Genomic DNA, 19,495 nt, shown 5'->3' with positions numbered 1-19,495 from the left:
CTGGCTCGATCAGATTCACACGGGCCGTGACGCTGCGCATGTCGATCACTTACGCAGCGTAGTCCGCTGCTGTTCGTCGGCCTCGCCACCGGCCCCGACCAGGCCCGTGCGCATGCCCGTCAGCCGGTCCGCGAACCGCCGCATCTCGCGCTGGCCCACCGTCCCGATGACGCCGGGCAGATAGCCGCGCACGCCCTGCATCCCGCGCAGCCACCACTGCCCGTACACATGGCTCGACCGGCGCTCGATCCCTTCCACGAGCCGGTCCACGGCCGGCCCCAGCGGGTAGGTCTTGTTGGACGGCCAGGGCAGCCGCTGCCTCAACTCCCGCATGACGTCGTCCTGGTCGGCCCCGCGCACCATGTCGGTGTCGGTCCACGACAGGTACCCGACGCCCACCTTCACGCCCCGGTGCCCGACCTCGGCCCGCAGGCTGTGCGCGTACGCCTCCACACCGGACTTGGACGCGCAGTACGCGGTCATCATCGGCGCCGGGGTGATCGCGGCGAGGGACGCGATCTGCAGCAGATACCCCCGGCTCTCCAGCAGCGACGGCAGGAAGGCCCGGCCGGTCACGGCCGAGCCGATCAGGTTGACCTCGATCACCCGCCGCCAGGACTCCGGGTCGGAGTCGGCGAAGGGACCGCCGGTGGCGACACCGGCGTTGGCGACGACGATGTCGACCCGCCCGAAGCGCTCCTTGACCTCGCTCGCGACCCGGGCCATCGCCTCGTGGTCGGTGACGTCGGCGTGCCAATGGTCGCTGTCGCTGTGCAGCCGCCCGGAGACCTGCTTGAGCCCGTCCGGCTCCAGGCCGACCAGCGCCACCTTCACCCCGCGCGCGGAGAGCTTGCGGGCCAGCAACTCCCCGACGCCGCGCGCCGCCCCGGTCACCACGGCGACCTTGCCTTCGAGGCTCACCCTGCTCATGCGCTCTCCTCGGATACGACCTGGATGTGTGTGCGGACCAGTTCCCGGATGGTGCCGGTGACCAGTTCCGGCGCCTCGACGGGCGTCATGTGGCCGATGCCGGGCAGTTCGACGATGCCGGTGCACTGCGGCAGCGCGGCGGCCAGGGCCCGGCTCTGCCCCGGCGGTGTCAGCCGGTCCGCCGTCCCGACGATCACGGCCGTGGGCACGTCCAGCTCCCGCACGCCGTGGTCGAGGTCGAGCAGATCCAGCACCTGCGACCAGGCGTGGCGGACCTTGCGGGGGCAGGCGTGCACGATCCGGGCGCACGCCTCGATCATGTCCGGGGCCGAACCGGGGCCCATCGTCCCGTACTTCAGGATCCGGCGGGCCAGCGGTGTGACCGGCCCGAGCGGGGCACGGGAGCCCAGGATCCGCCGGGTCAGCCAGGTCCGCACCGGCCCGGCCCGCAAGGGGACGACGGTGGAGGCGGCGACCAGCTGCGAACTGCCCGTGCTGCACAGCAGGACCGCCGCCGCGTGCGCACGGAACGCTGCTCTGCCGGAGGCCGCCATGATGGTCATCCCGCCCATGGAGTGCCCGGCGACCACGGCCTGTTCGCCGGGCGCGAGGGTCGCCTCCAGTACGGCTTCCAGATCGTCGGCGAGCGCGTCGGGGCTGCACGCGGGGCTCGCCGGGCTGCGCCCGTGGCCGCGCTGGTCGTAGGCGATGACCCGGTGGTCGGCGGCCAGGCCGCGGATCTGCGCCGCCCAGAAGGCGGTGGAACAGGTCCAGCCGTGGGCCAGGACGACGGCCGGCGCGCCCTCGGGCCCGTGGACCTCGACGTGCAGCCGGGATCCGTCGGCGGAGACGACGGTCGGTTCACGCGCCGGGGCGGGCGGGGCGTAGGGGCCGGATCCGACGTGCAGAAGGCGGCTCACGCTTCCACCCCGGCTTTCTCCTGCGCGATGCCCTTCACGGCCGCGGGAGCCCGCAGGACGTCGTACTCCGCGAGGTCGACGCGCCGTGTCGCCCGCCGGAACTCGCCGGTCGTACCGGGCCAGATGGTGGTGTTGCGGCCGCTCGCGTCGAGGTACCAGCTGGTGCAGCCGCCGGTGTTCCACACGGTGCGCTGCATGCGCTCCTGCACCCGGTGGTTCCAGGAGCGCACCGCGTCCGGGCGGGCGTCGAGGGCCACCCGGCCCCCGAGGACGTCGAGTTGACGGACGTAGTCGGCCAGGTAGTTCAGCTGGGACTCGATCATGAGGATCATCGAGGAGTTCCCGAGGCCGGTGTTGGGCCCGATGATCGTCATCCAGTTGGGGAAGCCGGCCGCGGAGGCGCCGCGCAGGGCCTCCATGCCGCCCTTCCAGGTCTCGGCGAGGGTCCGCCCGTCGGCGCCCACGACCCGCTCGGCGATGGGCATGTCGGTGACGTGGAAGCCGGTGCCGAAGACGATCGCGTCCACCTCGGCCTCGCTGCCGTCGGCGGCGACCAGGGTGGACCCGCGGACCTCGGCGAGCCCGCTCGCGACCACGTCCACGTTGGGCTGCGCGAGCGCGGGGTAGTAGTCGCTGGACAGCAGGATCCGCTTGCAGCCGATGCGGTAGTCCGGGGTCAGTTTCGCCCGCAGCGCCGGGTCCTTGACGGAACGGGCCATGTTGCGCCGCGCCAGCTCCTCGACGAGGCCGAGCTGCTTGGGATGCTTGGTGAACGCCTGGACCTGCAACTCCCGGATGCCCCACAGCAGTCCGCGCCTGAGCTGCGAGGTGAAGGGAAGCTGCCGGTGCAGCCACCGCTCGGGACCGCTGATGTTCCGGTCGACGCGGGGCATGACCCAGGGCGGGGTGCGCTGGAACAGGGTCAGGCGCGAGACCTCGGGCTGGATGGCGGGCACGATCTGGGCGGCCGAAGCTCCGGTCCCCACCATGGCGACGCGTTTGCCGCGCAGGTCGCAGTCGTGGTCCCAGCGGGCCGAGTGGAAGACCTCGCCCGGGAAGGAGTCCAGCCCCGGGATGTCCGGGATCTTCGGGTCGGACAGCGGCCCGGTCGCCGACACGACCATGTCCGCCGACAGGCTCCCGCTGCTGGTCTCGATGTCCCAGCACAGCCGTTCGGCGTTCCAGCTCATCCGCTTCACCTCCGAGTCGAAGCGGATGTGCGGGCGCAGCCGGAACACGTCCGTCACGTGCTCCAGGTAGGCGCGGATGTGCTCCTGCCCGGAGAAGGTTCGCGGCCAGTCGGGGTTGGGCGCGAAGGAGAACGAGTACAGATGCGAGGGCACGTCACACCGGCACCCCGGGTAGCTGTTGTCCCGCCAGGTGCCGCCGACGCTGCTCGCCCGCTCCAGGACGACGAAGTCGGTGACGCCCTCGCGGCGCAGCCGCACGGCGGCCCCCAGCCCGCCGAACCCGGACCCGACCACCGCGACCCGCACATGCTCGTGTTCGCGCTCGCCCATGCCGACACCTCCACACACCAGGAGAACCATGCCAGTGAACACTGGCGCAGTGGGAGCGTAGGGCAGCGGCGTACCGATGGGTAGGGGGCGGGGCGAGGAAAGTTACCCCTGGTACGCCTTAAGGTGCCCAGGTGGCCGAGAAGCGTGAATACCGCATGGAAGAGCTGGCCCGCCTCGCCGGGATCACGGTGCGCACCCTGCGCTTCTACCGCGAACGCAAGCTGATCCCGCCACCCCGCCGCGAGGGCCGCATCGCCTGGTACGACGACCAGCACCTGGCCCGGCTGCGCACGATCACGGCCCTGCTGGAGCGCGGCCACACCCTCAGCGGCATCGCGGAACTGGCGGAGGCCTTCGACCACGGCCGCGACGTCGGCGACCTGCTCGGCGTCGGCGGCCCCACCGAGGAGGAGCCGGTCCACCTCACCCCCGAGGAGCTCGCCGACCACTTCGCCGGCGAGGCCACCCCGGAGAACCTCGCCGCCGCGATGGAACTCGGCTACCTCGGCACCGACGGCGGGGAGATCGTCCACATCAGCCGCCGCCTCCTGGAGGTCTCCTCCGCCCTGGTCCACGAGGGCATCCCCCTCGCGGAGGTCCTCGGCGCGGCCGAACAGGTCCGCACCCACGCCGACGCCCTCGCCGAACTCTTCACCACCCTGGTCCTCCGCCACGCCTCCCCCGAGGACCTGCCCCGCCTGCGCCCCCTGGCCCGCAGCGTGGTGGAGGCGGAACTGTCACTGGCGCTGGACCGCAGGATGCGGAAGCCCTAGAGGTCGTAGACGACGGTCACCGGCGCGTGGTCCGACCACCGCTGCGCGTGCGTGGCGGCCCGCTCCACGAACCCCTTGACCGCCCGCCCGGCGAGCCCCGGGGTGGCCACGTGGTAGTCGATCCGCCATCCGGTGTCGTTGTCGAAGGCCCGCCCCCGGTACGACCACCACGAGTACGGCCCCTCGGTGTCCGGGTGGAGCACGCGGACGACGTCGACGTAGCCGCCGTCCTCCGGAGTGAGGACCCGGGTCAGCCACTCCCGCTCCTCGGGGAGGAACCCGGAGTTCTTCTGGTTGCCGCGCCAGTTCTTCAGGTCGGCCTGCTGGTGGGCGATGTTCCAGTCGCCGCAGACGAGCACCTCGCGCCCCTCGGCGGCGGCACGCTCCCGCAGCCCCTTCAGGTGGGCGAGGAACTCGCCCATGAAGCGTTCCTTCTCGTCCTGCCGCTCGGTGCCGACCTCGCCGGAGGGCAGGTAGAGGGAAGCGACGGTGACCCCGGGCAGGTCGATCTCCGCGTACCGCCCACTGCCGTCGAACTCTTCCGAGCCGAACCCGACCCGGACCCGGTCCGGCTCGCGGCGGCTGTACAGGGACACCCCGGCCCGCCCCTTGGCGGCGGCCGGCGCGTGCACGACATGCCACCCCTCCGGCGCGCGGACGGGCCCGGGCAGCTGCTCCGGCTCGGCGCGCACCTCCTGGAGGCACAGCACATCGGCTTCGGTCTCCGCGAGCCACTCCACGAAGCCCTTCTTCGCGGCGGCACGCAGCCCGTTCACATTCACAGAGGTCACTGTCAGCAAAGCACTCTCCTCGACATCACCGGCGACCCCAGCGGCAGGACCCGTTGTCGGAGGTCACAGTGAGCACCCCGGCACGATACCGGCACCCTGGACGAGGTCCAGTTCCGGATCGAATACGGTAGCGGCCATGCACATACGCCGGGTCTCCTTCGACCACCCCGACGCCATGAAGCTGAACGACCAGGTCCAGGCCGAGTACGCGGTCCGCTACGGCGACGACGGCGACGCCACGCCCATGGCCGCCGCGGACTTCGAACCGCCCAACGGCACCTACCTGATCGCGTACGACGAACACGGCACCCCCGTCGCCTCGGGCGGCTGGCGGGCCCAGGACGCCAACGACGAGGGCAACGTCGACGGCGACGCCGAGCTCAAGCGCATGTACGTGGTCGACGGCATGCGCGGCCGGGGTCTGGCCCGGCGCATCCTGGCCGCCCTGGAGGAGGACGCCCGCGCGGCCGGCCGCGTCCGCATGGTCCTGGAGACGGGCACCAAGCAGCCGGAGGCCATAGCCCTGTACACGTCCAGCGGCTACGAGCCCTGCGCCAAGTTCGGCTACTACCGCCTCTACGAGTCGAGCCGCTGCTTCGCCAAGAGCCTTTGAGGCGTGTGGCACTGAACACACGTCAGAGCCCCGGTCGGTTTCCCGACCGGGGCTCTGAGCTGCGTGGACCTGAGGGGATTTGAACCCCTGGCCCCCTCGATGCGAACGAGGTGCGCTACCGGACTGCGCCACAGGCCCTTGCAACGAGTGAAACTTTAGCACCCCGATCGGCCTGCTTGGAAATCCGTTCCCCAGGGGCGGTCACCTGCGGCTTCGCGGGCCTACTCGTTGGCGGCCCGGGGCCGGTCCCCGTCCTCGTACTGGTCGAACAGCGGGGTGCGGCCGCGCTCGCGGGCCCGTCGGGCGGAGGCCGCGCGGCGGGCGTCGGTGCGTCCGTCGCCGTCGTCGTCGCCCGCGTCCTGGGCGGGGGGCTGCGGCTCACCCGGGCGGTCCGCGGCGGCGGACTCGCTCTGCGCGTTCGGGGTGACCGCACTCGACCGGGCCGCGCTCCAGGTGTCCGGGGCGCCGAGATCCACGTCACTGGTGGCCCGCGGGGCGACCGGGGCCGTCACGTACGTCGGCAGGGGCACCGGCACCGGCTCCCAGCTGTCGCCGCCCTGCCCGGGCCGCCGCTGCCGCTCGCGCTGCTGGTCGACCCACTCCGCGTGGTCGGTCTGTTCGACGAGGGCGCGCCGGTCCGCCGCGAGGGCCGACAGGCCGGGGTCGGTCACCGGCTCGGGTCCCTCCTCCGGTTCGTCGCTCTCCTCGTCGGCGAGGGCGCGCCGGCGGGGCTGGCGCTGCCGCTCCTGCAGGCGCTGCGCCGCGGCCTCGGCCATGCGGCGGTCCATCTGGTACGCGAAGCGGCGGCGCTCCTGGGAGCGCAGGTACGCGATGTAGACGCTGAGCATGACCGCGGGCACGCCGGGCGCCCACAAAAAGGCGAGCCCTCCGACCGCGGCGACGATCGCGCCGAGGGTGAAGGCGAGGAACAGCATGGTGGTGGTGCGCCGGCGGCGCGCGAGCACCTTCAAGCGCCGGGCTCGTGCCGCGGCCGCCTGGTTCGCCTGCGCCGAGGCGCCGCGCCGGGCGGCGGGGACCCGTTCCCGGGGATGTCCGGACGTCCCCGCCTTCGGTGCGGGCGACTGACGGGCCGGGGGTTCGGGGCCGGGCGAGGGTACGGGTGCCTGGGTCTGGGGGCGGGTCTTGGACACGGCGAAGGCCCGGACGTCCACCGAGTCGGTGACGGCGTCCAGGTCGCCGGCGTCCTGCTCCCCCTCGTCGGTGGAGCGCGCCCGCAGGTCCTTGGCGTACCGGCGCTCCATTCCCGCCCGTCCGGACAGCAGCCGGATGGCGGTGCTGAAGCGTTCCGTCGGACGGGCCTCGTTCAGCTCGTCCTGCCTACGGAGCCACATCGGCACCAAGTAGGCGGCCCAGGCCCCGACAATGACTGCGTAGATGAGGCCGCTGCTGCTCACGCCTCACACCGTAGAGGGGTTTGCGTGAGGCCATCTGCCAATTGAGCCGGTGTGTCGCACGATCTGGCTGATATTTCGAACTTTTCTTGCGATCGTTGCGATCAGCAGACCGCCCAGGCCGGGAATTCATTGCCCTGAGATGGTCACCGGTCGATCAATTTCGAACACTTATTCAATTTCCGGGGTAGCGCCGCATTCCCGGATCACTCTGCGACCGTGCCCGCTGCCAGCGCCTCAGCAACCCGTCCGGCACCTCTTCCGCGGTGAGGGCGAAGACGAGATGGTCGCGCCAGGCCCCGTCGATGTGGAGATAACGCGGCCGCAGACCCTCCTCGCGGAATCCGAGTTTCTCCACGACCCGGCGGCTGGGCCCGTTCTCGGGGCGAATGCAGACCTCGATGCGGTGCAGTCCGACGGTGCGGAAACAGTGGTCGGTGACAAGCGCCACCGCCGTCGGCATCACGCCGCGGCCGGCCACCGCCTCGTCCACCCAGTAACCGACATGGCCCGAGCACATCGAGCCCCAGGTGATCCCGGCGACCGTCAACTGCCCGACCAGCCGCCCCTGGTACTCGATGACGAAGGGCAGCATCCGGCCCGCGTTCGCCTCCGACCGCAGATGCCGGACCATCTGGCGGAAGGTCGGGCGGTGGGTCATCGGCCCGCCGGGCGTGGGCGGCGGGATCGTCGCCTCCCAGGGGCGCAGCCAGTCGCGGTTGCGCCGGTTGACCTCGCGCCATGCCCGCTGGTCGCGCAGCTTTATCGGCCTGAGGACGATGTCGCCGTCCACCAGCTCCACGGGCCAGGATGGGCTGTTCAGCTCGCACCCCCGCTGCCGGGTCTGGGGTGGTCGCCGCCCCGGAGCTGCTCGACGGCGTGGACGAGCAGCGGCTCCAGCACGGCCAGGCCGTCCTTCACGCCGCCGCTGGAGCCGGGCAGATTGACGATCAGGGTGCCGCCCGCCACGCCGGCCAGACCCCGGGAGAGCGCCGCGGTCGGCACCTTCTCCCGGCCGAACGCCCGGATGGCCTCGGCGATGCCCGGCACCTCGTGGTCGATGACGCGGCGGGTCGCCTCGGGGGTGCGGTCGGTGGGCGAGATGCCCGTGCCGCCGGTGGTGACGATCACGTCGTAGCCGGCGTCGGCACCGGCGCGCAGGGCGGCCTCGACCGGGTCGCCGTCGGGAACGACCTGCGGCCCGTCGACCTCGAAGCCGAAGCGCTTCAGGCCGTCCGAGACCATCGGGCCGCCCTTGTCCTCGTAGATCCCGGCGGCGGCCCGGTTGGAGGCCGTGACCACCAGAGCGCGATACGTCATGCCCGGCTCCAGTCGCCCGACTTGCCGCCCGTCTTCTCCTCCACCCGTACGTCCGTGATGACCGCTCCCTTGTCGACCGCCTTGACCATGTCGATCACGGTGAGCGCGGCGACGGAGACCGCGGTGAGGGCCTCCATCTCGACACCCGTGCGGTCCGTCGTCTTCACGGTGGCCAGGATCTCCACCGCGTCGTCCGCGACCGACAGGTCCAGTTTCACACCGGACACCGACAAGGGGTGGCACAGCGGGATCAGATCGGGGGTGCGTTTGGCGCCCATGATCCCGGCGATCCGCGCGGTCGCGAGGGCGTCGCCCTTGGGGACGCCCTCGCCGCGCAGCAGCTCGATCACGCGGGGCGAGACGAGGACGCGCCCGCTGGCACGGGCGGTGCGCGCGGTCACGTCCTTCTGAGACACGTCGACCATGCGGGCGGCGCCCGCCGCGTCGATGTGCGTCAGCCGGTCCTGTGTGGGGCCGTCCTGCGGGGGTGGGTCCTGCGTGCTCATGCTGTGTGGCGCTCCCGGTCCGGGCCCGTCGCGGTGCGGCGCACGGGCCTGTTGTGCGCGACACGGTACCCCCAACCAGCGCCTATCGGCCGAGCAGGACCACCTCGACGTCGGTGCCCGGCTCGACGGACTCGGTGTCCTCGGGGACGGCGATCAGGGCGTCCGCGTGGGCGAGGGCGGCGACCAGGTGGGATCCGGCGCCGCCGACCGGGGTGACCTTGCCGTCGGCGTAGGTGGCGCGCAGGAACTGGCGGCGGCCCTTCGGGGAGGTCAGCGCCTTGTCCGCCACCAGGGTCGCCCGGGTCGTCGGGCGGTGGACGTCCTGGAGGCCCATCAGGGTGCGGATCGCGGGGCGGACGAAGAGTTCGAAGGAGACGTACGACGACACCGGGTTGCCGGGCAGGGCCAGCAGCGGGGTGTGGTCGGGGCCGATGGAGCCGAAGCCCTGGGGCTTGCCGGGCTGCATGGCGAGCTTGCGGAAGTCGATGCCGCTGCCGGCCTCGTCCTCGTCACCGACGTGGGACAGGGCTTCCTTCACCACGTCGTACGCGCCGACGCTCACGCCGCCCGTGGTGACCATCAGGTCGGCGCGGACCAGCTGGTCCTCGATGGTGGAGCGCAGGGTCTCGGCGTCGTCGGCGACGGCGCCCACCCGGTAGGCGATGGCGCCGGCGTCGCGGGCGGCGGCGGTGAGGGCGAAGCTGTTGGAGTCGTAGATCTGACCGGTGCCCAGTTCCGTGTCCGGCTGGACGAGTTCGCTGCCGGTGGAGAGCACCACCACGCGCGGCCGCGGGCGGACCCGGACGGTGCCGCGGCCGATCGCGGCGAGCAGGGCGATCTGGGGCGGGCCGAGGACGGCGCCGGCCTCCAGGGCGCGGTCGCCGGCCTTCACGTCGCTGCCCTTCGCGCGCACATGCGCGCGCGCCTCGGCCGGACGGTACACGTGCACGTGCCCGGTGGCGCCCTCGGGGCCGAGGCTGCGGGCGCGCATGCCGTGCACCGGGCCCTCGCCGAGCCCGCCGTCGGTCCACTCGACGGGCACGACCGTCTCGGCGCCGGGCGGCAGCGGGGCGCCGGTCATGATCCGGGCGGCCTGGCCGGGGCCCACATGGAGCAGTTCGGCCTGGCCCGCGGCGACGTCCCCGACGACCTCCAGGGCCGCCGGGAACTCCTCGCTCGCGCCCGCGACGTCCGCGACCCGTACCGCGTAGCCGTCCATCGAGCTGTTGTCGAAGGGCGGCAGGGACACCGGCACCGTGATGTCCTCGACGAGGACGCAGCCCTGGGCGTCGAGCAGGTGCAGCTCGATGGGTTCCAGGGGGCGGACGGTGGCGAGGATGTCCTCCAGGTGCTCGTCCACCGACCACAGGTGGTCGGGGCCGAAGTGGTCCTGGCCGGTGACGTGGGGCGCGGCGCTGCTCAACGGGCTACATCTCCTCGGCTACGTAACTGCGAAGCCAGGTCCGGAAGTCCGGGCCCAGGTCTTCACGTTCGCATGCGAGTCGGACAATGGCACGCAGGTAGTCGCCGCGGTCGCCGGTGTCATAGCGGCGGCCCTTGAAGACCACGCCGTGCACCGGGCCGCCGATCTTCTCGTCCGCCGCGAGCTCCTGCAGGGCGTCGGTGAGCTGGATCTCGCCGCCGCGGCCCGGCTCGGTCCGGCGCAGTATCTCGAAGATGTGCGGGTCGAGGACGTAGCGGCCGATGATGGCGTAGTTGGACGGGGCGTCGGCCGGGTCGGGCTTCTCGACCAGGCCGCTGATCTGGACGACGTCGCTGTCCTCGGTGGTCTCCACAGCCGCGCAGCCGTAGAGGTGGATCTGCTCCGGGGCGACCTCCATGAGCGCGATGACGCTGCCGCCGCGCTGCTCCTGGACCTCGACCATGCGCTGCAGCAGCGGGTCGCGGGGGTCGATCAGGTCGTCGCCGAGGAGGACGGCGAAGGGCTCGTCGCCCACGTGCGGGGCGGCGCACAGGACGGCGTGGCCGAGGCCCTTGGGGTCGCCCTGGCGGACGTAGTGCATGGTCGCGAGGTCGCTCGACTCCTGCACCTTGGCGAGACGGCCGGCGTCGCCCTTCTTCTGGAGGGCCGACTCCAGCTCGTAATTGCGGTCGAAGTGGTCCTCCAGGGGGCGCTTGTTGCGGCCCGTCACCATGAGGACGTCGTCGAGACCCGCGGCAACGGCCTCCTCGACCACGTACTGGATCGCGGGCTTGTCCACGACCGGCAGCATCTCCTTGGGAGTGGCTTTGGTGGCCGGCAGGAACCGGGTGCCGAGGCCTGCTGCGGGAATGACAGCCTTGCTGATCCGAGGGTGCAACTGAGTCATGTCGGCCACCCTATCCGGTGCCTTTGCATGGAATCTGCGGCTCCGGTTCATAGGCGCTCATATGAGCGTATTGCGACGGTACGGGAGCAACCATTGAGGCCTATCGCACGTCCGGGCGAGCCTGACAAGCGGAGTTTGCGGCGCGAGATCCTCGCGGTGAGGAACAGGTTGACGCCGGATGACCTGCGGGAAACATCGGCCGCGCTGGCCGGGCGGGCGCTGGAGCTGCCCGAGTTGGCGCGGGCCGGGACGGTGGCCGCGTACGTCTCGGTGGGGAGTGAACCCGGGACACTCGCGCTCCTGGACGCGCTGCGCGCCCGGGGCGTGCGCGTGCTGCTGCCGGCCCTGCTGCCCGACAACGACCTGGACTGGGGCGCGTACGAGGGCGAGGGCTCCCTGGCGCGCGTGCAACACGGCGGCCGCATGGCCCTCTTCGAACCCGCGGGCGAGCGCCTCGGGCCCGACGCCGTGACCACCGCCGGCGCCGTGCTGCTGCCCGGCCTCGCGGTGGACGCGCGCGGGATGCGGCTCGGGCGGGGCGGCGGCTCGTACGACCGGGTCCTGACGCGGCTGGAGCGGGCGGGGACGCATCCCGCCCTGGTGGTGCTGCTGTACGACTCCGAGGTCGTCGGGCACGTCCCCGCCGAGCCGCACGACCGGCCGGTGGACGCGGTGGTGACACCGTCGGGGGTGCGACGGTTCCGGCCGGCGCCCTGACGCCGAAGGGCCCTCCACGCGCGCGTGGAGGGCCCCTTGTTCACCGGCTCACGGTCTGAGCACCAGCTTGTCGGCGGTGCTCTTCTCGACCGCCTGGTCCGAGAAGGACCAGGGCAGCAGTTCGCCGTCTGCCCACTTCTCGGTCTGGTCGACGTAGTGGGAGTTGTAGGCGTGCCCGGAGGCGCCGGTGAGGTTGATCCACTTCGACTTGTCGAGGTCGCCGAGGTTCACCACCATCCGCATGGACGGCACCCACACCACCCCGTAGCCGCCGGCCGCGTTCCAGCCGGTCGCGTTGACCGTGGCCTCGCCGCCGCCGAGCTCCCAGGGGCCGCGGTTGAGGGCGTACTGGATGAAACCGGGGCCCGCGGTGCCGAGGGTCTGGTTCTTCAGGAACAGGCGGTGCAGCCGGCCCCAGCTCCAGGAGTCGATGTCCTTGCCGAGCTTGGCGGTCAGCTCCCAGCGGGCGTCGATCATGGCCCGCTTGAACAGCTGGTCGCGGTCGACGGCACCCGGGCGGCTGTTGCTCACCTTGGGCGTCTTCCACCAGTCGCTGTCCGGCTGGTTCATGAGCTTGCGGACCACCTCGAACCAGCGGTCGCCGCCGTCCGGCTGCGCCCGGTCGGGGTCGCGCTGGCCGCACTCGCGGACCTTCTCGGCCTCATCGGCGGGGCCGGTGGTGTTGACCGGCTCGACCCACAGGCACTGTCCCTTGGGGCGCAGCTCCTTGGGCAGCTTGTTGCCGAAGGCGAGCTTGAGGATGTTGCGCCACACCGCGTTGAAGTAGGCCGCCGCCGCGGAGTCGGCGTCCTGGGTGTAGTCCCAGCCCTCCAGGAGCTTCTGCGCCTCGCGGACGTCCTTGTTCCCGGGGTCGATCTTCAGCAGCTTGGGCACCAGCAGCCGGGCGATCTCGCTGCTGTTGTCCAGCTGCATCTGGCGCATGTCGTCCGTGGAGATCTTGCCGCCGTCCTTGATCTTCGACTGGATCAGGTCGGTTATCCGCTGGCTGCGGGCGCCGTAGCCCCAGTCCGCGGTGAGCGTGTACGGGTACTCGTCCGGGTCGATCACTGCCTGGTTGGCGGTGACGATGTAGCCGCGCTCGGGGTCGTACTCGTAGGGCAGCGCGTCCTGGGGGACGTACCCGGTCCAGCGGTACTTGGAGTCCCAGCCGGGCGCCGGGATGGAGCCGTCGTCGCCCTTCGCGCGCGTGGGGATCTTCCCCGGCAGCGTGTAGCCGATGTGGTTCTCGGTGTCGGCGTAGATCAGGTTCTGCGAGGGCACCTCGAACCGGGCGGCGGCCTTGCGGAAGTCGGTCCAGTTCTTCGCCTTGTCCATGGCGAAGACGGCGTCCATGGTGGTGCCTGGCTGCAGGGCGGTCCAGCGCAGCGCGACGCCGTAGCCGTCGCCTCTGTCGGGTGCGGCGGTGTCGACGGCGGCCTTCCTGCCGACCCTCACGAGCTCCTCGTCGCGATCGGACAGCAGAGGCATCCCGTCCTCGGTCTGCCGTACGACGATCTTCTTGGACTCGCCCCCGGCGACCTTGATGGTCTCCTCGCGTGTCTTGAAGGGCTTGACCTTGCCGTCGTACAGGTAGCCGTCGCCGGTGAGCTTCTCCAGGTAGAGGTCCGTGACGTCGACGCCGGAGTTGGTCATGCCCCAGGAGATGTCCTGGTTGTGGCCGATTATCACGCCCGGCATGCCGGCGAAGGTGTAGCCGCTGACGTCGTACTGGCACGCGCTGGAGACGCTGCGGCAGTGCAGGCCCATCTGGTACCAGACGGACGGCAGGGAGGGCGACAGGTGCGGGTCGTTGGCCAGCAGCGGCTTGCCGGTGATGGTGTACTTCCCGCCGACGACCCAGGAGTTGGAGCCGATGCCGTCGCCGTTCACGCCGACGGCCGGCGGGAGGTCGTCCAGGACGTTGGTGAGGCCGCCGAGCTGGCTGTCCAGGCCCGCGGTGCCCGAGGCGCCGGAGGCGGTGCCGCTCGCGCCGGACGTGCCGGAGGCGGCGCCCTGGGTGCCCGCCGTTCCGGCGGAGGCTCCCGCGGTGCCGTTCGCGCCGGAGGTGCCGTTCGCGCCGCCCTGCTCGAACGTCTGCGTCAGCTCGTTGTACTGGCCCTCCTGGACGATCGCCTTGTTCCGGCCGTACGGGTACTGCGGGTACAGGTCGGCGATCTGCTTCGGGCCGAGGCGGCTGGTCAGCAGGGCGCGGTCGATCTCGTCCTGCATGTTGCCGCGCAGGTCCCAGGCCATCGCCTTCAGCCAGGAGATCGAGTCGACCGGGGTCCACGCCTGCGGCTTGTAGTCGTTGGTGAAGCCCAGTGCCGCGTACTCCAGGGAGATGTCCTCGCCGTCCTTGCCCTGGAGGTAGGAGTTGACTCCCTTGGCGTAGGCCTGGAGGTACTTCTTCGTGGTGGCCGACAGCTTGGTGTCGTACTCCTGCTTGGCGACCCGGTCCCAGCCGAGGGTGCGCAGGAACTCGTCGTTGTCGACCTGGCTCTTGCCGAACATCTCCGACAGCCGGCCGGAGGCCATGTGGCGGCGGACGTCCATCTCGTAGAACCGGTCCTGCGCCTGGACGTAGCCCTGCGCCATGAACAGGTCCGCGTCGGAGGAGGCATAGATCTGCGGGATGCCGTAATGGTCGCGTTTGACCTCGACGGGGCCCGAGAGGCCCTTCAGCGTGAGGGTGCCCTTCGTCTGCGGGAAGGAGGCCCGGACGGTACTGATGGACCAGTACGACCCGTAGGCCACACCCCCTATGAGGGCCAGCACCAGGACGAGCACGATAAGTCGGGCTTTGCGCCCCTTTCTCCTGCCGGACTTGCCGGGCTGCTGACCCGTGGAGGCGGTGGTGTTGGGGGGCATCGCTGTCCTTGCTGTCCTAACGCGAGCGGCAGGTTCGGCTGTGCTTTTAACTGAGCGCTGGAGCAACGATAGGCGCAGGGCCTTGCGCCCCTTGACGCGGAGTCGGGAACCAGCACGGACGGATGTTCGATCTTGCCCCAAGAAGTGTCAAGAAATCGTCAAGAGTTAGGTAAGGTAACGAAGTAGTTGGCGCGGTGCGCCACAGCTTCATGTGCGATGTACGTGAGCCCACGCGCGCGTGCGTGCGGGCCAGGGAAGGATTCGGCCGCTGACTGTTCACCACCTCAACCAGCTCCTGCTCGTCTGCTCGCTCGTCCTGCTCGTCGCCGTCGCAGCGGTACGGATCTCCTCGCGCAGCGGGCTCCCCAGCCTGCTCGTGTACCTGGGGATCGGCGTCGCCATGGGCCAGGACGGCGTGGGCGACATCCATTTCGACAACGCCGAACTGACTCAGGTCATCGGGTACGCGGCCCTGGTCGTGATCCTGGCCGAGGGCGGTCTGGGCACGAAGTGGAAGGAGATCAAGCCGGCCCTGCCGGCCGCCACGGCACTGGCGCTGGCCGGTGTCGCGGTGAGCGTCGGGGTCACGGCGTCGGCCGCGCACTACCTCATCGGGCTGGAGTGGCGGCAGGCCCTCATCATCGGGGCGGTCGTCTCCTCGACCGACGCGGCGGCCGTGTTCTCCGTGCTGCGCAAGATCCCCCTGCCCGCGCGCGTGACGGGCACGCTGGAGGCGGAGTCCGGCTTCAACGACGCCCCGGTGGTCATCCTCGTGGTGTCCCTGTCCATGGCCGGGCCCGTCGAGCACTGGTACACGCTGCTGGGCGTGATCCTGCTGGAGCTGGCGATCGGCGCGGCCATCGGACTCGCGGTGGGCTGGCTGGGCTCCTGGGGGCTCAGGCACGTGGCGCTGCCCGCCTCCGGCCTCTACCCGATCGCCGTCATGGCGATCGCCGTGGTGGCCTACGCGGCCGGCGCGCTCGCCCACGGGAGCGGCTTCCTCGCGGTGTACCTCGCCGCGATGGTGATGGGCAACGCGCGGCTGCCGCACTGGCCGGCCACCCGCGGGTTCGCCGACGGGCTCGGCTGGATGGCCCAGATCGGCATGTTCGTCCTGCTCGGCCTGCTGGTCACCCCGCACGAACTGGGCGACGACATCGTGCCCGCGCTGGTCATCGGGCTGGTGCTGACCATGGTGGCGCGACCGCTGAGCGTGGTGCTCTGCCTGTCGCCGTTCCGGGTGCCCTGGCAGGAGCAGGCCCTGATGTCCTGGGCGGGGCTGCGCGGGGCCGTGCCCATCATCCTGGCGACCATCCCCATGGTCCAGGGCGTCGACGCCAGCCGACGGATCTTCAACATCGTCTTCGTGCTGGTCGTCGTCTACACCCTGGTCCAGGGCCCGACGCTGCCCTGGCTGGGCCGCAAGCTGCACCTGGGGGACGGCTCGGAGGCCGCCGACCTCGGCATCGAGTCGGCCCCGTTGGAGCGGCTGCGCGGCCATCTGCTGTCCGTGGCGATCCCCGGCGAATCGAAGATGCACGGCGTGGAAGTGGCCGAGCTGCGGCTGCCGCACGGCGCGGCCGTGACGCTCATCGTGCGCGGAGGCGAATCCTTTGTCCCGCTGCCGACGACGATCTTGCAGCGGGGCGACGAGCTCCTCGTGGTCGCCACGGACCCCGTCCGGGACGCGACCGAGAGCCGGCTGCGGGCCGTGGGGCACGGCGGCAAGCTGGCCGGCTGGCTGGGCACGGACGGGGCGAGCCGTTGAGGGCGTTTTGCGCGGTTTGGGATTTGTAGGGCGTCCAGGGGCATGGTGCTCACTTTCACAGGAGAGCAGCCCTTGATCCCTGTACGATGAAGGCGTTACCCAGATCGAACCAACTCTGCCTGACGCAGAGCTGGCGCGACCGTATGGCGGTCGGGACACCCCTCCTCACCGGGCCCCGGCATCTACCGCAGTTCCGCGCAAGAGGACAGCTCTCGGCGCCGCCCGCTACGGGGCCGCGCTACCAGGCGGCAGAAAGGCACGGGCCGTGGCGTCCACGGTCACCTCGAAGGCGTCGGAGAACCCGACGGCTTCCGCCCGCCCGGGATACGGCCGGCTGCTGCGCACCCGCGGCGCCTGGACGTTCCTGCTCCCCGGCTTCGCGGCACGCCAGCCGTTCGCGATGCTGACCATCTCCATCGTCCTGCTGGTGCAGCACACCACCGGCTCCTACGGTGCGGCGGGCGCCGCCGCGGCCGCCACCGGCGTCTCCATGGCCCTGTTCGCGCCCTACAGCGGCCGTCTCGCCGACCGCTACGGGCAGCGCGCCGTGCTGGTCCCCGGAGTGCTGCTGCACGCTCTGTCCGGTCTGACGCTGACCGCGCTCGCGCTCATGGACGCACCCCTGTGGGCGGTGTTCGCGGCGGCCGTCCCGACCGGTGCCTCGGTGCCGCAGGTCGGCCCGATGGTGCGGGCCCGCTGGGGCGTGAAGCTCAAGGACTCGCCGCTGATGACCACCGCCGCGGCCTTCGAGTCCGTCACGGACGAACTGACCTTCGTGGTCGGACCGCTGCTGGCCACCGCCCTGTGCACGGCCGTCGACCCGGCCGCCGGACTGGTCACGGAGGCCTCGCTGACCCTGATCGGCGGTCTGCTGTTCGCCGCGCAGAAGAGCACGCAGCCCTCGGTCGCCACCGGCGGGCACGCGCGCGTGGAGCACGCCTCGGCACTGCGCGTCCCCGGGGTGCGCGTGCTGATCGTGACCTTCCTGGGCATCGGCACGGTCTTCGGCGGCATGCAGGTCGCGCTGGCCGCGTTCACCGAGTCGATCGGCGAACCGGGCCTGAACGGCGTCCTCTACGGCGTCTTCGCCGCGGGCAACATGCTCTCCGGCGTGGTCTGCGGCGCGATCGTCTGGAAGGCGGCCCCGCAGCGGCGCCTGGTCATCGGCTACGCGGCGCTCGCCCTGGCCGCGTCCGGTCTGTGGGCCGCCCACTCGGTGCCGGTCCTCGCCGGCCTCGGCCTGCTGGTCGGCATGTGCATCGCGCCTGCCCTGATCACCGGCTACACCCTGGTCGACAGCCTGGTCCCGGCCGGTGCCCGCACCGAGGCCTTCACCTGGCTGACCGGAGCGGTCGCGCTCGGCCAGGCCGCCGCCGTCACGGTCGCCGGTCAGCTGGAGGACCGCTTCTGGTCGGGCGCCGGTTTCCTGGTGCCGATGGGCGGCACGGTGCTGGCCCTGGCGACCCTCCTGGCGCTGCGGTCCCGGCTGGCGGCGCGGGCCAACGGCCGGACCGTTGCACGTGGCGTGGGTCACCGCGTGCCGGTGGCAGTGGACTGAGCGGCCGGAATACGTCACTATGGATCGTCGTTAGCACTCATCGAGTGAGAGTGCCAGGAGGAAGACAGTGCCCACCTACCAGTACCAGTGCACCGCGTGCGGCGAGGGCCTCGAGGCGGTGCAGAAGTTCACCGACGACGCCCTGACCGAGTGCCCCAGCTGCCAGGGCCGCCTGAAGAAGGTGTTCTCGGCGGTCGGCATTGTCTTCAAGGGCTCCGGCTTCTACCGGAACGACAGCCGCGGCTCCTCGTCGAGCAGCTCCCCGGCTGCGAAGTCGAGTTCCGCGTCCTCGGGCTCGTCCTCCTCCGACTCCGGCTCGTCGAGCTCCGGCTCGAGCTCGTCGTCGAGCACCAGCAGCTCCTCCTCCAGCACCACCGCCGCGTAAGGCCCGATTCTTACGGGACCCTGTCGCCCTCGGGCGACGGGGTCCTCGGCGTTCCTGCGTCCGGTTAGGGTGCGGGCATGGCGAACAAGGCGAACGTGGCGGACCAGGAAGGCGCCGGGATCGGCGTCATCGGCGGCTCGGGGTTCTACTCCTTCCTCGACGACGTGACCGAGATCCAGGTCGACACCCCGTACGGGCCGCCCAGCGACTCCCTCTTCCTCGGTGACGTCGCCGGCCGGCGGGTCGCCTTCCTGCCGCGGCACGGACGGGGCCACCACCTGCCGCCCCACCGGATCAACTACCGGGCCAACCTGTGGGCGCTGCGCTCGGTCGGCGTGCGCCAGGTCCTCGCCCCGTGCGCCGTGGGCGGCCTGCGCCCCGAGTACGGGCCGGGCACGCTGCTGGTGCCGGACCAGCTGGTGGACCGCACGAAATCCCGCGCCAACAGCTACTTCGACGGGGTGCCGCTGCCCGACGGCTCCGTGCCGAACGTGGTGCACGTGTCGCTGGCCGACCCTTACTGCCCCGCAGGGCGGGCCGTCGCGCTGAAGGCGGCGCGCGGCCGGGACTGGGAGCCGGTGGACGGCGGCACGCTGGTCGTGGTCGAGGGGCCGCGCTTCTCGACGCGTGCGGAATCGTTGTGGCACCAGGCGCAGGGCTGGTCGGTGGTGGGCATGACCGGCCACCCCGAGGCGGCGCTCGCCCGCGAGCTGGAGCTCTGCTACACGTCGCTGACCCTCGTGACCGACCTCGACGCGGGCGCCGAGACGGGCGAGGGCGTCTCGCACGACGAGGTGCTGCGGGTGTTCTCGGCGAATGTGGACCGGCTGCGGGGGGTGCTGTTCGACGCGGTGGCCGGGCTGCCCGCCGAGGGCGAGCGGGACTGTCTGTGTGTGCGTGCGCTGGGCGGGATGGATCCGGGGTTCGCGCTGCCGTAGGGCTCCGCGGCGGGGCCCGTGGGGGTGCCGGCGCTGGTGGTGCTGGTGCTCATTCCGGCGGTTGGGGCTGTGGCTGCGGAGCGTCCCGTTCGGGTGAGGGAGTTCTCCACAGGCCGGCGGTGGATCCACAGGCCTGAGCGGGCGGT

The 19,495-nt window shown here is 71.5% G+C and carries 18 protein-coding genes and 1 tRNA gene; 7 read left to right on the top strand and 12 right to left on the bottom strand.

Annotated elements, in window-relative coordinates:
• Positions 1-45: 45 nt before the first annotated feature.
• The 3 genes from HNR57_RS19580 to HNR57_RS19570 are packed head-to-tail and all read right to left on the bottom strand — an operon-like array spanning position 46 to position 3,370.
• Complete coding sequence (locus HNR57_RS19580; protein ID WP_184561289.1) at positions 46-930, bottom strand: SDR family oxidoreductase; 885 nt, start codon at positions 928-930, stop codon at positions 46-48.
• Positions 927-1,850, bottom strand: coding sequence for an alpha/beta fold hydrolase (locus tag HNR57_RS19575; protein WP_184561288.1), 924 nt, complete (start codon positions 1,848-1,850; stop codon positions 927-929). The genes HNR57_RS19580 and HNR57_RS19575 overlap by 4 nt, the downstream gene beginning before the upstream one ends.
• The gene (locus HNR57_RS19570) at positions 1,847-3,370 is read right to left on the bottom strand and encodes a flavin-containing monooxygenase (protein ID WP_184561287.1); all 1,524 of its coding nucleotides are present in this window, start codon (positions 3,368-3,370) and stop codon (positions 1,847-1,849) included. The genes HNR57_RS19575 and HNR57_RS19570 overlap by 4 nt, the downstream gene beginning before the upstream one ends.
• Positions 3,371-3,501: 131 nt before the next feature.
• Here HNR57_RS19570 and HNR57_RS19565 point away from each other — a divergent pair, with 131 nt between their 5' ends.
• On the top strand, positions 3,502-4,143 hold the full coding sequence (locus HNR57_RS19565; protein ID WP_184561286.1) for a MerR family transcriptional regulator: 642 nt from the start codon (positions 3,502-3,504) through the stop codon (positions 4,141-4,143).
• Here the strand turns inward: HNR57_RS19565 and HNR57_RS19560 are convergent.
• Positions 4,140-4,943 carry an exodeoxyribonuclease III gene (locus tag HNR57_RS19560; RefSeq protein WP_184561285.1) on the bottom strand — a complete coding sequence of 268 codons (804 nt, stop codon included), beginning with the start codon at positions 4,941-4,943 and terminating at the stop codon, positions 4,140-4,142. The two genes, HNR57_RS19565 and HNR57_RS19560, sit on opposite strands and share 4 nt — an antisense overlap.
• Before the next feature lie 127 nt (positions 4,944-5,070).
• Between HNR57_RS19560 and HNR57_RS19555 the strand changes: the two genes are divergently transcribed.
• Positions 5,071-5,547: a GNAT family N-acetyltransferase gene (locus tag HNR57_RS19555; RefSeq protein ID WP_184561284.1), complete on the top strand. Its 477-nt coding sequence runs from the start codon at positions 5,071-5,073 to the stop codon at positions 5,545-5,547.
• Positions 5,548-5,611: 64 nt separating this feature from the next.
• Here HNR57_RS19555 and HNR57_RS19550 read toward each other — a convergent pair.
• The 7 genes from HNR57_RS19550 to galU all read right to left on the bottom strand — a co-directional run bounded on the left by HNR57_RS19550 (position 5,612) and on the right by galU (position 11,115).
• Positions 5,612-5,685 (bottom strand) — tRNA-Ala (locus HNR57_RS19550).
• An 83-nt stretch (positions 5,686-5,768) separates the two neighbouring features.
• A complete protein-coding gene (sepX, locus tag HNR57_RS19545) occupies positions 5,769-6,962 on the bottom strand; it encodes a divisome protein SepX/GlpR (protein WP_184561283.1) in 1,194 nt (397 codons plus the stop codon).
• A 172-nt stretch (positions 6,963-7,134) separates the two neighbouring features.
• On the bottom strand, positions 7,135-7,761 hold the full coding sequence (locus tag HNR57_RS19540) for a GNAT family N-acetyltransferase (RefSeq protein WP_313674094.1): 627 nt from the start codon (positions 7,759-7,761) through the stop codon (positions 7,135-7,137).
• A gap of 17 nt (positions 7,762-7,778) precedes the next feature.
• Positions 7,779-8,279 (bottom strand): MogA/MoaB family molybdenum cofactor biosynthesis protein, encoded by a 501-nt coding sequence (locus HNR57_RS19535; protein WP_184561282.1) that lies wholly within the window; start codon positions 8,277-8,279, stop codon positions 7,779-7,781.
• Entirely contained in the window at positions 8,276-8,785 is a 510-nt protein-coding gene (gene moaC / locus HNR57_RS19530; RefSeq protein WP_062927360.1) for a cyclic pyranopterin monophosphate synthase MoaC, read from the bottom strand. The genes HNR57_RS19535 and moaC overlap by 4 nt, the downstream gene beginning before the upstream one ends.
• Before the next feature lie 82 nt (positions 8,786-8,867).
• Positions 8,868-10,208 carry a molybdotransferase-like divisome protein Glp gene (glp, locus tag HNR57_RS19525; protein ID WP_184561281.1) on the bottom strand — a complete coding sequence of 447 codons (1,341 nt, stop codon included), beginning with the start codon at positions 10,206-10,208 and terminating at the stop codon, positions 8,868-8,870.
• 4 nt (positions 10,209-10,212) lie between these two features.
• On the bottom strand, positions 10,213-11,115 hold the full coding sequence (gene galU, locus HNR57_RS19520; RefSeq protein WP_184561280.1) for a UTP--glucose-1-phosphate uridylyltransferase GalU: 903 nt from the start codon (positions 11,113-11,115) through the stop codon (positions 10,213-10,215).
• Positions 11,116-11,283: 168 nt separating this feature from the next.
• On the opposite strand from galU, the gene HNR57_RS19515 reads away from it, so the two are divergent.
• Positions 11,284-11,832 (top strand): 5-formyltetrahydrofolate cyclo-ligase, encoded by a 549-nt coding sequence (locus HNR57_RS19515; RefSeq protein WP_376772268.1) that lies wholly within the window; start codon positions 11,284-11,286, stop codon positions 11,830-11,832.
• Positions 11,833-11,880: 48 nt separating this feature from the next.
• Here the strand turns inward: HNR57_RS19515 and HNR57_RS19510 are convergent, their stop codons facing one another.
• A complete protein-coding gene (locus HNR57_RS19510) occupies positions 11,881-14,700 on the bottom strand; it encodes a penicillin acylase family protein (protein WP_184561278.1) in 2,820 nt (939 codons plus the stop codon).
• A 238-nt stretch (positions 14,701-14,938) separates the two neighbouring features.
• On the opposite strand from HNR57_RS19510, the gene HNR57_RS19505 reads away from it, so the two are divergent.
• The 4 genes from HNR57_RS19505 (at position 14,939) to HNR57_RS19490 (ending at position 19,349) form a co-directional block, all read left to right on the top strand.
• The gene (locus HNR57_RS19505; RefSeq protein WP_184561277.1) at positions 14,939-16,468 is read left to right on the top strand and encodes a potassium/proton antiporter; all 1,530 of its coding nucleotides are present in this window, start codon (positions 14,939-14,941) and stop codon (positions 16,466-16,468) included.
• 265 nt (positions 16,469-16,733) lie between these two features.
• Positions 16,734-18,026, top strand: a complete 1,293-nt coding sequence (locus HNR57_RS19500; RefSeq protein ID WP_184561276.1) for an MFS transporter — start codon at positions 16,734-16,736, stop codon at positions 18,024-18,026.
• Positions 18,027-18,093: 67 nt separating this feature from the next.
• Complete coding sequence (locus HNR57_RS40595) at positions 18,094-18,411, top strand: FmdB family zinc ribbon protein (protein ID WP_184561275.1); 318 nt, start codon at positions 18,094-18,096, stop codon at positions 18,409-18,411.
• Positions 18,412-18,488: 77 nt separating this feature from the next.
• Complete coding sequence (locus HNR57_RS19490; RefSeq protein WP_184561274.1) at positions 18,489-19,349, top strand: S-methyl-5'-thioadenosine phosphorylase; 861 nt, start codon at positions 18,489-18,491, stop codon at positions 19,347-19,349.
• Positions 19,350-19,495: the final 146 nt, after the last annotated feature.

The organism is Streptomyces paradoxus, from assembly GCF_014202475.1.
Taxonomy (GTDB): Bacteria; Actinomycetota; Actinomycetes; order Streptomycetales; family Streptomycetaceae; genus Streptomyces; species Streptomyces paradoxus.
This window is presented reverse-complemented; position numbering and strand designations above follow the sequence as displayed.